Source organism: Brachybacterium sacelli, from assembly GCF_017876545.1.
GTDB lineage: Bacteria > Actinomycetota > Actinomycetes > Actinomycetales > Dermabacteraceae > Brachybacterium > Brachybacterium sacelli.
The window spans coordinates 1377429-1392073 of sequence record NZ_JAGIOD010000002.1; the positions used below are offsets into that span (position 1 = coordinate 1377429).

The 14645-nt window shown below is 72.4% G+C and carries 10 protein-coding genes; 5 read left to right on the forward strand and 5 right to left on the reverse strand.

Annotated features, from left to right (window positions below; genetic code table 11):
* Positions 1 to 90: 90 nt before the first annotated feature.
* The 3 genes from JOF43_RS20665 to JOF43_RS20675 form a co-directional block, all read right to left on the reverse strand.
* Entirely contained in the window at positions 91 to 1371 is a 1281-nt protein-coding gene (locus JOF43_RS20665) for a glycoside hydrolase family 76 protein (RefSeq protein WP_209905021.1), read from the reverse strand.
* 107 nt (positions 1372 to 1478) lie between these two features.
* Entirely contained in the window at positions 1479 to 2591 is a 1113-nt protein-coding gene (locus JOF43_RS20670) for an acyltransferase family protein (RefSeq protein WP_209905022.1), read from the reverse strand.
* Between the two features lie 35 nt (positions 2592 to 2626).
* A complete protein-coding gene (locus JOF43_RS20675) occupies positions 2627 to 6100 on the reverse strand; it encodes a bifunctional proline dehydrogenase/L-glutamate gamma-semialdehyde dehydrogenase (protein WP_209905023.1) in 3474 nt (1157 codons plus the stop codon).
* Between the two features lie 288 nt (positions 6101 to 6388).
* On the opposite strand from JOF43_RS20675, the gene JOF43_RS20680 reads away from it, so the two are divergent.
* The gene (locus JOF43_RS20680; protein WP_209905024.1) at positions 6389 to 6775 is read left to right on the forward strand and encodes a hypothetical protein; all 387 of its coding nucleotides are present in this window, start codon (positions 6389 to 6391) and stop codon (positions 6773 to 6775) included.
* A 12-nt stretch (positions 6776 to 6787) separates the two neighbouring features.
* Here the strand turns inward: JOF43_RS20680 and JOF43_RS20685 are convergent, their stop codons facing one another.
* Complete coding sequence (locus JOF43_RS20685) at positions 6788 to 7414, reverse strand: thymidine kinase (RefSeq protein ID WP_209905025.1); 627 nt, start codon at positions 7412 to 7414, stop codon at positions 6788 to 6790.
* A 79-nt stretch (positions 7415 to 7493) separates the two neighbouring features.
* Complete coding sequence (locus tag JOF43_RS20690) at positions 7494 to 8720, reverse strand: GNAT family N-acetyltransferase (protein WP_209905026.1); 1227 nt, start codon at positions 8718 to 8720, stop codon at positions 7494 to 7496.
* A gap of 65 nt (positions 8721 to 8785) precedes the next feature.
* Here JOF43_RS20690 and JOF43_RS20695 point away from each other — a divergent pair, with 65 nt between their 5' ends.
* The 4 genes from JOF43_RS20695 to JOF43_RS20710 all read left to right on the forward strand — a co-directional run bounded on the left by JOF43_RS20695 (position 8786) and on the right by JOF43_RS20710 (position 14638).
* Entirely contained in the window at positions 8786 to 9739 is a 954-nt protein-coding gene (locus tag JOF43_RS20695) for a sugar phosphate isomerase/epimerase family protein (RefSeq protein WP_209905027.1), read from the forward strand.
* Positions 9740 to 9918: 179 nt separating this feature from the next.
* Positions 9919 to 10950, forward strand: a complete 1032-nt coding sequence (locus tag JOF43_RS20700; protein WP_209905028.1) for a 3-oxoacyl-ACP synthase III — start codon at positions 9919 to 9921, stop codon at positions 10948 to 10950.
* Between the two features lie 59 nt (positions 10951 to 11009).
* Entirely contained in the window at positions 11010 to 13643 is a 2634-nt protein-coding gene (locus tag JOF43_RS20705; RefSeq protein ID WP_209905425.1) for an alpha/beta fold hydrolase, read from the forward strand.
* The gene (locus JOF43_RS20710) at positions 13640 to 14638 is read left to right on the forward strand and encodes an NAD-dependent epimerase/dehydratase family protein (protein WP_209905029.1); all 999 of its coding nucleotides are present in this window, start codon (positions 13640 to 13642) and stop codon (positions 14636 to 14638) included. The genes JOF43_RS20705 and JOF43_RS20710 overlap by 4 nt, the downstream gene beginning before the upstream one ends.
* Positions 14639 to 14645: the final 7 nt, after the last annotated feature.

Consider the following 14645-nt stretch of genomic DNA (forward strand, 5'->3'; position numbering starts at 1 on the left):
CCGCGTCTTGATGCCCGGTTCTCGATACCCAGGCACGTGGTGACGTTCTCGGCGGGGTCGTGGCGGGGCGTGCGGTGCGGGGCCGGCGGCTCAGGTCAGGTGGGGCCAGAGCGGGCGCGGGGCGGCGGCGAGGGCGAGGGAACGGGCGAAGCCGGCCTGGTCCAGCAGGTGCGTGCCGACGTCGGTCTCCCGCGAGTCGGTGACCAGATCGGTCTCCGGGTCGCGCCGGGTCGCCCACAGCCGCTGGGCATACGCCTCGGTGATCTTCCGGCCCTGCACCCGGGCGCCCAGGATCGACTCGGCCATCAGCAGGTTCGACAGCAGGATCGCGTTGAACTGGAGCGGCTGCTCGTCGAAAGGGCCGCCCTCCTCGAAGGGCCGGTAGTGCGCGATCACGGCCTCGACCAGGGCCAGGGCGTTCTCGCGGTGGACGGACTCGCCGGTGATCTCGTAGGCGAGGGCCTCGGCACCCAGCGGCACGCCCTGGTTGTAGGTCCAGAAGGTGGTGTCGATCTCCCCGTCGGGCTGGATGTTGTCCCAGTACAGACCCTCCGGGGCCAGCAGGGTCTCCCGGGCCCAGTGCATCCACCGCAGGGCGTCCTCGAGCGCTGCGGGGTCCCCGTTCAGCTGGTACAGGCGCAGAGCGACCTTCGCCGAGGGGACGGTGGAGACGGTGTTGCGACTGCGCATCCCTGCGCCCTGGGTCCAGAAGATGCCGCCGGGGGAGGCGAAGGCCGGGTCGGTCGACTCCCCGGAGCGGAAGAGCTCCAGCAGCGCCGCGGCACGCCCCAGATCACCCGCGGTCCCACCGCTGACCAGGTGCTGCTCGATCTCGAGCAGCGCGATCCAGTCGTTGTCGTCGTAATAGAAGTCGCCGTGGGCGCCCTGGGCGGAGTCGGTCGCGGCGGTGTATCCGGGCAGGCCCGTGGTGCCGCCCGCGGGGTACCAGTAGTGCTCCTGGGCGCGGATCAGGGCGGCGTCGGCCGCGTCGAGGTCGAGTCCGCCGGTGTCCGCGGGCGGGCCGCCGGCCCCGAGCGCGGCGATCAGCTCGGTGACCGCGGCGCGGGCCTGCGACAGCGGCCAGACGAAGGTGAACTCGGGATCGTCCTCCTGGCGGGGGACGCGTTCGATGAGCATGTCCGGGTCCGTCTCGGCGCGGAAATGCGTCAGCAGCGCCTCGGAGGCCGCGATCGCGCGGGCACGGGCCTCCGCGGGGTCGACGCCGGGACCGGGTCGCTCGACGGGCGCCGCGGTGGCCGCGGGCGCGGCGGTGGCCGCGGGCGCGGCGGCGAGGGCCGCCGTGGAGGTGAGGGCGGCGGCGGAGAGCACGCCGCGGCGCGAGGGAGCAGGGGGAGCGGCCGGATCGGTCATGGAAAGGCACCTCGGTGTGCGATCGGGAGTGGGGCGGCCCCCACGGTAGTGGCCGCTGTGACCTGGCGCACCCGCTCTCGCCGATGCCGAGCGGCGGGCGCCGCGCCTCACACGGTGCGGCGCTGACCCCGGGACGCGGCGTCCTCGTCCTTGACCAGGAGGTTCCCGATCGGCGGATCGGTGACCCAGCTCGTCACCGTGGCCACGATGCGCCGGGAGAGCACCGCCGTGATCGCCAGACCGATGACGACCAGCACCAGGGGAGCCCACCAGTTCTCGACCCAGGCGAAGGGCTCGTCGACGTAGCGGATCGGCAGCAGCACCAGCGGATGCAGGAGGTAGATGGTCAGCGAACGGGCCCCGAGCGCGGTCCAGAACGTCTCGCCCAGCGGGGTCGCGAGCAGGAGCGCGACGGTCCCGATCATCCCGGCCGCGAGCACCAGGACCTGCATGATGATCGCGACCGGGGTTTCGTAGGGGCCGTCGGCGTAGCTGCCGCGGAGGAAGAAGCGGGCCACGGAGAACATCTCGTGGGTGGCGAAGGAGAACGCCAGCGCCCCCACCAGCACGAGAACGCCGATCCACACCCGGTGACGCATCGTCTTCAGCTTCTGCAGCATCTCCGGCGTCGTCACCAGCCCCAGCACGAAGAACGGCATCATCTCGAAGAAGCGTCCCAGGGTGAAGGTCCCGTCGAGGCCGGGATCCAGCGGCGCGATGACCGCGATGGCGACGGCGAACACGAGCGGATACCGCAGCGCCCGCAGCACCGGTGTCGCCAGGCGCCACATCAGCAGCGCCAGCAGGAACCACAGCGTCCAGGCGGTGGAGGTGAACTGCAGATGGAACTCCTGGCCCAGCAGCAGGGTCTTGCCGACCTCGTGGAGCATCTGGAAGATCAGGTACGGCACGGCCATCGCCGTCAGCAGACGCCGCACCTGTCTCGGCTCATTGCGGTAGGACCGCGAGAGGAACCCCGAGATCGCCACGAACGCTGCCATGTGGAAGGAGTAGATCCAGGTGTGGATCGCGCCCCCGAGGTAGTCGCCCTTGCCGTCGAAGCACTCGAGTGTGTGCCCGATGACGACGAGGGTGATCAGGATGCCGCGCGCGTTGTCCAGGAACGGATCACGAGGCTTCTTCCCCGCAGCGGTCGGCGGGACCGCCGTACCGGCCTGCGGGGCATCGGGGCGCGGACTTCTCGGGTCGGCGTCGGCCATGGGGCTCCTCGATGCTCAGGTCTGGGAGGACCGCGTCAGGCTACGACGTCGGCGCCTCGACCGCGCCGAGGCGCGCCCGACCCTGCGTGGCCACGGGCATAGCCGCGCCCACCGGTGAGATCCAGCTGGTGCGGCAGGGGGTTGCCGTAGCGGTGGTCGGTGGCGCTGATTGCCTGCTCGCGCAGGAAGGCCAGCATCTCCACCCGGGCGCTGACGAGAACCGGACCGGTGAACAGCGCGACCTCGACGTTCTGGGCGATCGCCGTGCGCAGGTCCTCGTCGGCCTCCCCGAGCAGACGGATCCGCGACTGCGCGAGACCGGGCACCCGGCGGGCGAAGTCCGGCGCGTCCTCGACCTGGACCTGCGCTCCCGAGAGCGCCGCGGCGGTGGCGACCTCGGCCAGCACCGGATCGGCGAGGGAGACCTCCACCTCGGCGTCGACCGTCGCCGCGGCATGCAGCACGCGGGCGAGCTCGGCGGCGGAGGTCCCGGCGGCGGCGCGGATCAGGACCGGGAGGGGCAGGTGGCGCAGCACGTTGATCTCCCCGTGCAGATCCTGCACGTCGCGGGGGCCGAAGGTGTCGGCCCAGTGCTCGCGGTCGGAATGCCGGGCCGCGGCGAGCCACGAGTCCTCGTCGGCGACCGCCAGGGCGGTGCCCGCATCGGCGGCGTCCATGAGGTGGACGAGGTAGTTGGGCCCACCCGCCTTCGAGGTCTGCCCGATCGCCGAGCGCTTCCACCCGCCGAACGGCTGACGCTGCACGATGGCCCCGGTGATGCCGCGATTGACGTACAGGTTGCCGGCCTCGACATGCTCGGTCCACCAGGCGATCTCCGCCGGGTCCAGGGAGTGCAGCCCGGCCGTGAGCCCATAGGCGGTGCCGTTCTGTATCCGCACGGCGTCCTCGAGGGTCTCGGCGTGGATCATGCCGAGCACCGGGCCGAAGTACTCCGTGAGGTGGAAGGCGGAGCCCTCCTCGACGCCCGCGCGGACGCCGGGGGAGAAGAGACGGCCGGACTTGTCCAGCTGCCGGGGGCGCGAGAGCCAGGTCTCCCCGTCGCCCAGCTCGCTGAGGCCCGAGGCGAGCTTCTCGCCGGGCTGCTCGATGACGGGGCCCATCTGCACGGTCGGGTCCGTCGGCTCGCCGACGTGGAGGCTGAGGACCGCATCGGCCAACTGTGCGGAGAAGCGACGGGAGTCGGAGACGGAGCCGACGGTGATCACCAGGGAGGCGGCCGAGCACTTCTGCCCGGCATGACCGAAGGCGCTGGTGGCGACGTCGTGCGCGGCCAGGTCGAGATCCGCGTGCGGGGTGACGATGATCGAGTTCTTCCCGCTGGTCTCGGCGAGGATCCTCAGCTCCGGCCGCCAGGAGGCGAACATCTCGGCGGTGTCCGAGCCGCCGGTGAGGATGAGCTGATCGATCCGGGGATCGGCGATCAGGGCGCGACCCACCTCGTTCTCCGGGACGTCCACGAGGGTCAGGACGCCCTCGGGGACACCCGCCTCGTGCAGCAGGCGGCCGATGAGGGCGCCGCAGCGCCGGGACTGCGGGGCCGGTTTCATGATCACGGCGCTCCCGGTGACCAGCGCCGCCAGTGTGCCGCCGGTGGGGATCGCGACCGGGAAGTTCCACGGCGGGGTGACCAGCGTCAGTCGGCGTGGCGCGAAGGCGACGTCCTCCTCGCGATCCAGCTGCTCGGCCTGCTCGGCGTAGTAGAGGGCGAAGTCGATGGCCTCGCTGATCTCCGGATCGCCCTGCTCGAAGGTCTTGCCCGTCTCTGACGCCATGACCTCGAGCAGGTCGGCGCGGTGCGCGGCCAGGGTGCCGGCGGCGCGGCGCAGCACCTGGGCGCGCCGGGAAGCCGGCAGCGCTGACCAGGCCCGCTGGGCCTCGACCGCCCGCGCGATCATCGACCGGACGCCCTCGACCGTCTCGATCCGGGCAGCGCGGACCTCCTCCTCGCCGAGGGTGGAGGCCCGGATGCGATGGGTGATGGTCTCGGCCCACGCCTGGTTCGCGGGCGTGGACAGATCGGTGTCGGGAGTGTTGCGGAAGGCGCCGGGGACGGCGGGCAGGGTCGGGGTGCCCAGCGCGATGGGCTCGCCGCCGCGGGTCTCGAGCGTACGGTCCTGGTCGCGGTGGGTGTTTGCCGAGGTCTCGGTCAGGGCCCGTTGGAGGGCGCGGGTGAAGCGCTCCTGCTCGCGGCCGAACAGATCCGGCTCGGTGTCGAGCTCGAAGGCGGCCGACAGGAAGTTCTCGGAGGAGGCGTTCTCCTCGAGGCGGCGCACCAGATAGGACACGGCGACGTCGAAGTGGTGGGGGTGGACCACCGGGACGTAGAGCCGCATGGTCCCGGTCGCCTCGCGGACCACCGCCTGCTGGCCGGGCGCCATGCCGGCGAGCATCTCGAATTCGACGCCGCTGCCGTCGCCGGCGGGGATGTTCCGCTCGCCCATCAGCAGATGCGCGAAGGCGACATCGAAGAGGTTGTGGCCGGCCACGCCCAGGTGCACGGAGGCCAGCTGCTGGGGATGCAGGGCTTCGAGCAGCATCCGCTTGTACTGCGCGTCGGTCTCCTCCTTGCTGAGCAGCGGAGCCTGCGTCCACCCGTGCACGGAGGCGTCGACCTTCTCCATCGCGAGATTCGCCCCCTTGACCAGGCGCACCTTCACCGGCGCACCCCCGGCGGCCACGCGGCGTTCGGCGAAGCGACGCAGCCGCTCCATCGCCGAGGGCGCATCGGGGAGATAGGCCTGCAGCACGACCCCGGCGTGCAGCTGCGCGAGCTCGGGACGGTCCAGCAGCTTCTCGAAGACCTGCAGGGTCAGCTCGAGGTCCCGGTACTCCTCCATGTCCATGTTCACGAAGGTGGGATGGTCCCCGCGGGCCGCATCGAGGTACAGCGGCAGCAGGGTCTCGACGATGTGCTCGACGGTCTGGGAAGCGGCCCACAGGGGAAGGTGGTCCACGATCGAGGAGACCTTGATCGAGACGTAGTCGAGGTCAGGGCGGGCGACGAGCTCGCGCACGCCCGCCAGCCGTCGCGAGGCCTCCTGCGCGCCGAGCACCGCCTCGCCGAGCAGGTTGATGTTCAAGGTGGTGCCATCGGCGGTCAGCCGTGAGATCGCGGAGGTCAGCGGGCCGCTGCGGGCGTCGAGGATGAGGTGGGAGACCATCCGGCGCATCGCGGCCTGGGCCGTGGGGACCACGACGGAGGGCGCGAGGCGCGAGGCGCTGCCGCCGAGGGAGACCACGCGGCGCAGCGCGGGCGGGAGGAAGGCGGGCGGGTCCTGGGCCAGACGGCGCAGCTCGACGGCCGCGGCCCGCGGGTCCTCGGGGCGGATCACACGGTCGACGAAGGCGAGCGTGAAGTCCAGGCCCTGCGGATCGCGCAGGAGGTCCGACAGCATCTTCGCGGGCCCGGGCACCGGGCGGGTCGCGGCGGCCTCGACCCAGGTGCGCACCTGGGCGGCGACGTCCTCGATGGTCAAGGTGGTGGTCATGCGCTCATCGAGCGGGAACTGCGACGGGGACAACGGGTCATCTCCTCGGTCGCCGTGCAACCACGGCGGGAACGGTCGGCGCGGGGCGTCCTTGCCCTGAAGCGATCGTAGAGCCTTCCGGGCGGTGGTGTCCGCACTGCTTAGCGCGCGCGCGTGGAGGTTCTGTGACCAGAAGGGGACGAGACGGGGACGGGACGCGACGGGAACCGGTCGGTAGGGTCGAGGTCGCATCGTGATGCTCCTGTGACACGATGCGATCCACGACAACGACGATCCCTGGAGGCAGCGATGAAGAAGCTCATTTTCCTGGCAGGTCTCGCCATCGGCTTCGTGGTCGGGTCGCGAGCCGGCCGAGGCCCTTACGAGTCCCTCGAGCGCACTGCCCGTCACGTGGCGGACGACCCGGAGGTCCAGCGCCGGGCCACCCAGGCCAAGGAGACGGCGGGACGCGTCGCGCAGGACACCGCGAGCACGGTGAAGGAGAAGGCTCCCGAGGTCGCCTCCAACGTGCAGGGAGCGGTGACGGGCGCCGCCGGCTCCGCCAAGGACCGCCTCGGCGGCGGCTCCGAGGAGTCGCTCGACGAGGACGCCGAGAACCTGGCGTCGAGCTCCGAGGACACCGCGGCCGCCGGCGGCGACGGCGAGGTCGGCGAGGACCGCCCGCTCAGCTCCTGACGCCGTGGGGCATCAGCCGAGCACGGTGACGCCGGCCCGCTCCTGCTCCTGGAGGAAGCACGGGCCGCACAGCGACACGTAGGTGACGGGGTCGACGGGGCCGGATCCGGCCTCGTCGATCGCGACCTGGGCACCCTCGAAGACGTGACGACCGCCGACCACCCGGCAGTTGAACTCCGCCTGCGATCCGCAGCGGCACATCGTCGGGAGCTTCTCGATGTTGTCCGCCAGCTCGAACAGACGCTGCGCGCCGGGGAACGTCGCGGTGCGGAAGTCGGTGCGCAGCCCGTAGCAGATCACCGAGATGCCGTCCTGCTTGGCGACGCGGAACAACTGATCGATCTGGGCGGGGTCGAGGAACTGCGACTCGTCGACCAGCACCGCGTGCAGGGGTCGCAGCCCTCGCTCGTCGGCGACCGCGTGGACGTGCTCGCGCAGCTCCTCGCCGCTGCGGGCCAGGACGTCGACCCGGCGTCGTGCCCCACCGCGCGCGACCACCCAGTCCTCGCCCTTGGTGTCCAGCGCCGGCTTCACCGTGAGCGTCGCGAGTCCCCGCTCGTCGTAGTTGTAGGCGGTCTTGACGAGGGTGTCGGACTTCCCGGAGTTCATCGCTCCGTACTTGAAGTGCAGCTTGGCCATGCGGTGGGCTCCGGGATCGGTGGTCGGCGGGTGCGGGGACCCAGCGTACGGCGCCGATCATCGTGCTCGGCGCGCAGCCTCAGAAGGAATCCAGGACGCTGGGCCGGGGCCCGGCCAGCAGCTCGTCGAGGAAGCGCTCGGCGGAGGGGTCCGCGACCGCCCCCAGGTCGAGCCGACGGGCATCGGCGAGGGTGCGGCCGCCGACCAGGAGCAGGGAGGCGGCATGGACGTCCAGGCGTGCCGTGCCGAGGACGAGCTCGGCCGCGTCACCGTCCGTGTCCTCCGGCGTTGCGGTGATCCTCCCGTCGGCGGCCGTGAGCAGCCAGCGCCCCGCGGCGCGGCAGGTCCCCGGCGGGACCGTGTCGTCCTCGACCACGAGCCGGATCGTGCCCCGCAGCGACGCCGGCGCACGGCGCGCCTCGAGGGTCGCCGCGGTGTCGATCACACGCATCATCACCAGCGGCACCGGGCCGGGCGCCGGGCGCGCACCACCCCCGGGCAGCGCATCGAGCACCGGGTCCTCCGTGCGCAGACGCAGGGTCGCCTCCTCGACCACCGTCGACCAGGACCCCAGCGAGCGCAGCAGCGCGAGACGGTCCTCCCGGGTGCGGCCGAGGATCTCGTGGACCTGCAGACCCGGGCCCTCGCCCCCGGATCTGGTCCACGAGAGGTACCCGTGGTCGGTGCCGGCCTCGTCCTGGAGCAGCAGCGCGGACCAGCCGCCGCCCGGCATCCCCTGCTCGAACAGGGGCCCCTCGCGCAGCAGCATCCCGTTGTCCCCGGCGGTCAGCTCCCGGTACACCGCGTGCAGCCGGGGCAGCGTGGCAGCGGTGACCGGAACCAGATGCCGCCCCGGGACCGGCGGCAGACGCTGCAGATCCACCAGCGGGACGATCAGGCGCTGCCCTCGGGCGACCACCTGGTAGCCGCAGCGACGGTAGATCGACGGATTCGAGGGGTACAGCATCGAGACGGCCATCGATTCCTCGGCACAGCGGGCGATGACCCCGGTCAGCAGCGTGCGGAAGACCCCGCCGCCGCGATGGGCCGGGTGCACGGCGAGCCCGCCGATGCCGCCGCTGCGGGCCACGCCGCCACCGAGGGCGAGGCGGTCGTGCCGGATCCGGGCGCCGGCGGCGAGCACGCCGTCGACCCCGCCGGGCAGCCCCGCGGAGTCGATGCCCACCGCCGTCTGGCCCGGGTCGAAGGGTCGGGGGCCGGTGTCCTCCCAGGTGCCGCCGAAGGCGTCGGCGGTCAGGGAGCGGTAGGGGACGTAGTCGTCGGGAGTGAGGTCACGCACGCGCATGCCGCCGAGTCTAGGGCGGGCCTGTTGCATACTGACAGCGCCCGCCCTGCAGCTGAGGAGATGCCGTGAGCCCACGCCGTGACGGCCCCGCGACGAGCACGCCACGCGGTGGCGCCCGCAAGCCCTACACGCGAGCGAACAAGGCGCAGCGCTCCAGTCGGGATGCCCTGACCCGTCGGCTCTCCGCCGGCGACCCCCGCAGCGAGCAGGCGCCGCAGCGCCGCATCCCCGTCGGCCTGTCGACCTCCTCCGTCTTCCCCTCCGGGGTGGAGGAGGCGTTCCGCCTGGCCGACCGGATCGGGTACGACGGGATCGAGGTGATGGTCTCCTATCCGCGGGACAGTCAGGACCCCGAGCTGCTGCGGCAGTACTCCGAGCGCTATGACCTGCCGATCCTCTCGCTGCACGCCCCGACCCTGTTCTTCCTGCAGGGGCTGTGGGGGCGCGACGCCTGGGTCAAGGTCGAGCGCACCGTCGAGATCGCCAAGGAGCTCGGAGTGCCCACCGTCGTGGCGCACCCCCCGTTCCGGTGGCAGGGCCGTTACGCCCGCGACTTCGTCACCGGCGTGGCCGAGCTCGAGGACACCCACGGCATCGCGATCGCGGTGGAGAACATGTACCCGTGGCGCCTCGGCGTGCGGGAGCTGCTGAACTACCTGCCCGATCACGACCCCACCGACGAGGACTACGCGCACGTCACGGTCGATCTCTCCCACGCCGCCACCGCCGGTGACGATGCGCTGGAGATGATCGACCGGCTCGGGGACCGCCTGACCCACCTCCACCTGGCCGACGGCTCCGGACGCACCACCAAGGACGAGCACCTCCCGCCGGGTGAGGGCAACCAGCCCTGCGCCGAGGTGCTGCGGAGACTGGCCAACCGCGGCTGGGAGGGCTCGGTGCTGCTCGAGGTCAGCACCAGCAACAACGACGACAAGCGGGAGGCGATCCTGCGCCAGTGCCTGCTGTTCGCCCGCCACCACCTGGGCCATCACCTCGACGACGACGAAGGGGCCTGACGGCACGACGTGGGATCCGCCACCCGGACAGACAGCCCTCAGCTGACGGTGTGAGAATGGCCGGTGCATGGGCCCGACCCGGTCGTGACCGCGCCGTCGCGTGAGCCGCACCGGACCGGCGTCCGTCCCGCGGCCATGCCACCAGGAATCGCACGAGACGAACGAGGTAGCGCACGCAGATGGGGAACGGGAACACAGGATTCGTCCACCGCAATGCCTCCCTGCTCTCGGTCGAGATGACCCTGCCGCAGGTCACGGTCACCTCCGACGAGATCGACGACATGCTCGCCCCGGCCCGCAAGCGGCTGCGGCTGCCCAAGGGCGTGCTGCAGCGGGTCGCCGGCGTCTATGAGCGGCGATGGTGGAAGGACCGCGACTCCGGCTGGAAACAGGGCGTCGTGCTCGCCGCCGAGCGCGCCATGGCCAAGGCAGGCATCATGCGCGACCAGGTCGGTCTGCTGATCAACGCCTCCGTCTCCCGCCAGCACCTCGAGCCCGCCGTGTCCACCGGGATCCACCATTCCCTGGGCATGCCACCCGGCTGCATGAACTTCGACATCACCAATGCGTGCCTCGGCTTCGTCAACGCCATGACCATGGCCGCCGGGATGATCGACGCGGGCCAGATCAAGTACGCCCTGATCGTCGGGGCCGAGGACGTCGAGGACGTCCAGCGCGGCACCATCGAACGCCTGAACTCCAAGACCGCCACCAAGCACGACTTCAACAACCAGTTCGCGGCCCTGACCCTGGGCTCCGGGGCCGCCGCCGCGGTCATCGGCCCCTCCGACGAGCACCCCGAGGGGCACCGCCTCACCGTCACCCAGGCCCGCGCCGGCACCGAGCACCACGAGCTGTGCGTGGCGGACATGCAGGACATGCGCACCGACTCCGCCGGACTGCTGGAGAACGGCATCTCCCTGATCCTCGACACCTGGAAGGGCGCCAACGACGCCGGCCACGACTTCAAGAGCATCGAGCACGTGATCCCGCATCAGGTCTCGATGGTCTACACCCGCAACTTCTCGAAGATCACCGGGGTGGGCATGGAACGCATCCCCGTGACCTTCCCCGACTGGGGGAACATCGCGGCCGAGGCGGTCCCGATGACCCTGGCGCACATCCAGGACGACGTGAAGCGGGGCGAGCGGGTGCTCCTGATGGGAGTCGGTTCCGGCCTGAACACGGCGATGATGGAGGTCCAGTGGTGAACGCCCGAGCCACCGGCCGCCGTCGGGCCCCGCTCCCCGAGACCCCGGCTGCGCAGAGCATGCCCGACGTCGATCCCCGCATCAGCCGCACCCTCGAGGTGCGCGACCACGCGGGGGAGCTGCGCCGCTGGCACCTGCTGGACTCCGGTCCGTGGCTCGCCGAGCGCGGCATCACCCCGCAGGGCACGCTGCTGGCGGTGCACGGCAACCCCACCTACTCGTTCCTGTTCCGCTCCCTGGTGCGTGAGGACATCCCCTGGCGCCTGGTGGCCGTGGACCAGCTGGAGATGGGCTGGTCCGAGCGCACCGGGGTGAAGCGCCGCTACCAGGACCGCATCACCGACCTCTCGCTGCTCACCGATGCGCTCTCGCTGCGGGGACCGGTGGTCACCGTCGGCCACGACTGGGGCGGTCTGATCTCCGCCGGCTGGGCGCTGGACAACCGCCACGACCTGGCCGGGATGATCCTCACCAACACCGGCCTGCACCAGGACCTGGGGGAGTCGCTGCCCAGGGCGCTGCAGCTGGCCACGACCCCGGGATTCCGCACCGCCTCCACCTCCGTGACCGATGCGTTCGTGCGCACCACCCTCTCGCTGTCGAGGCCCGCGCTGGCGCAGGAGGTCCAGGACGCCTATCTCGCGCCCTACCGCACGCGGGGCCGGCGCAAGGGCATCGACCAGTTCGTCGCCGACATCCCCGCCGGCGCCGATCACCCCTCCCGGCCCACGCTCGAGCGGGTCGCCGAGGGCATCCGCGACCTGACGGTGCCGACGCTGCTGGCCTGGGGCCCGCGGGACATCACCTTCTCCGACCGCTTCCTCCGCGACCTCCTCGAGCGCGTGCCCCACGCCGACGTCCACCGTTTCGAGAAGACCTCCCACCTGGTGTGGGAGGACGCCGATGTCGCCGGACTCGTCGCCGAGTGGCTGCGTTCCCGCTTCGGCCCCGAGGCCGCCCAGGACGAGCCCGCGGGCACCTGGCGCCCGGTCTCCTCCTTCGCGCAGCAGGCTCCCGAGCAGCACGTCGGCGAGCCGATCGCCCGCCTGGCCGCCGACCCCACCCACGCCCACCGGCCCGCGGTGGTCGAGATGGCCGACGCCGACGGGCGTCGCCGCGAGATCTCCTGGTCGCTGCTGAACCGACGGGTGGACGACATCGCCGCCGGCATGCTCGGCCACGGCATCCGCCCCGGCGACCGCGTGAGCATCCTGATCACTCCCGGCGCGGACCTCACCGCCGTGCTGTACGCCTGCCTGCGCCTCGGCGCCGTCGCCGTGATCGCCGACGCCGGGCTGGGCGTGCCCGGCCTCACCCGCGCCGTGATCGGCTCGCACCCGGACTGGCTGATCGGGATCCCCCGGGCGCTGGTCGGCGCCCGCGCGATGGGCTGGCCCGGACGTCGGATCAGCGTCGAGCAGCTGCCCACCGTCGACCGCGCCGCCCTCGGGGTCGAGACCTCGATCGCCCAGCTGGCCCGGTCCGGCTCGATGATGCGCGACCTCGGCGCGCCGCTGGACGCCGCCTGGCCCGCTCCGGACGCCGACGCGGCGATCCTGTTCACCTCCGGCTCCACCGGGCCCGCCAAGGGCGCCGTGTACACCCACCGGCAGATGAGCGCCATGTTCACCGCCGTCGGCGACACCCTCCAGCTCGATCCCGAGCGCGGGCTGGTCGCCGGCTTCGCGCCCTTCGCACTGCTGGGCCCCGCGCTCGGGGCGCCGTCCGTGGTGCCCGACATGGACATCACCCGCCCCGGGGAGCTGACCGCCCCCGCCCTGGCCGCAGCGATCGACGCCCTCGGCGAGCCCGCCGTCTTCACCGCCCCCGCGGCCCTGCGCAACATCCTGGAGACGGCCCCGCAGCTCGACGAGTACGGACGGGCCGCGATCGCGAGCGCGGCGAGCTTCTTCTCCGCCGGCGCCCCGATCCCCGCGCACCTGCTGCGGGAGCTGCGCAGCCTGATGCCGCACGCGAGGGCGCTGACGCCCTACGGGATGACCGAGTGCCTGGCCGTGGCGGCCATCGACCTCGAGGGCATCGAGGCGGCGGGCGAGGGCTCCGGCGTGTGCGTCGGCCGCCCCGTGCCGCGGGTCGAGCTCGCCGTGGCCGTCATGGACGGTGAAGGTCGCACCCCCGGCGAGATCTCGCAGCAGGCCGACGTAACGGGCGAGGTGCTCGTGCGCGCCCCGCACGTGCGCGACCGCTACCTGATGCTCTGGGGCACCACGCACCGCTCCATGCGTTTCACCGGCTGGCACGCCACCGGCGACGTGGGCCACCTGGATGCCGAGGGGCGACTGTGGATCGAGGGCCGCGCGGACCACGTGCTGGCCACGGCCGATGGACTCTTCACCCCCGTGCAGGTCGAGGACGCCGCCGAGACCGTGCCGACGGTGCGGCGGGCCGGTGCCGCCGCCGTCGGCCCCCGCGGCACCCAGCAGGTCGTGGTGGTCCTCGAGACCGAGGACGGCTACCGGGCCGGAAAGGCGGGACGGCCCCGCGCCGCCTCGACCTCTTTGCAGGAGGCCGTGCGCCGCGCCGTGCGCGAGCGCTCCGGGGCGGAGGTGGTCGCGGTCTTCACCACCAGCGCCCTGCCCACCGACATCCGGCACAACTCGAAGATCGACCGGGCTGCGCTGTCCCGCTGGGCCGGTCAGACCCTGCGCGGGGAGTGGGCCGACGCCCTGTGAGCGCCCCGACGATCGTGGTCACCGGCGCCTCCGGCATGCTCGGCGGTGCCGTCGCCACGACCCTGCGTGACCGCGGCGCGCGGGTGCGCGCCTTCCAGCGCCGCCCGGCCGGCCTCCCCGGCGTCGAGGACGTCACCGGTTCGCTGACCGCCCCCGAGGAGGTCCGTCGCGCGGTCGACGGGGCCGACGCCGTCGTCCACCTCGCCGCCAAGGTGTCGATCTCGGGGCCCGAGCACGAGTACCGCGCGATCAACATCGACGGCACCCGGAACGTGCTGGACGCCCTGCGCGCGGGAGGAGGCGGGTCGCTCGTGAACGTCTCCTCCCCGTCGGTCGCCCATCTCGGCCGCGCGATCGAGGGGGACGGGGCCGCACCGGCCGACCCGACCCGTGCTCGCGGCCCCTATTCCCGCACCAAGGCCGCCGCCGAGCTGCTGGCCATGGGGGCCGACGGCGAGGACGGCCTGGCGGTGACCACGGTCCGCCCGCACATCGTGTGGGGCCCCGGGGACACGCAGCTGGTGGGCCGGATCGTCGACCGGGCACGGCGCGGACGGCTGCCCCTGCTGGACGAGGGCATGGCCCTGATCGACACCACCTACGTCACCAATGCCGCCGACGCGATCGTCGCCGCCCTCGACCGCATCGAGGACGTCCACGGCGAGAGCTTCGTGATCACCAACGGTGAGCCCCGCACGGTGCGGGACATCTTCGGCGGCTGGTGCGACGCGGCCGGCGTCCCCCGTCCCAGCGTGCGCCTTCCCGGCTCCGTGGCCCGTTTCGCCGGCCGCGTCGTCGAACGGGTCTGGGAGCACCGCCCCGGGCATGACGAACCGCCGATGACCGAGTTCCTCGCCGAGCAGATGTCCACCGCGCACTGGTTCGACCAGCGCCGCACCCGCGAGCGCCTGCAGTGGACCCCGCAGGTGACCCTGGACGAGGGCAACGAGCACCTCGCCGCCTGGTTCCGCGAGCACCCGGTCGCCGCCGGATGAGGTTACG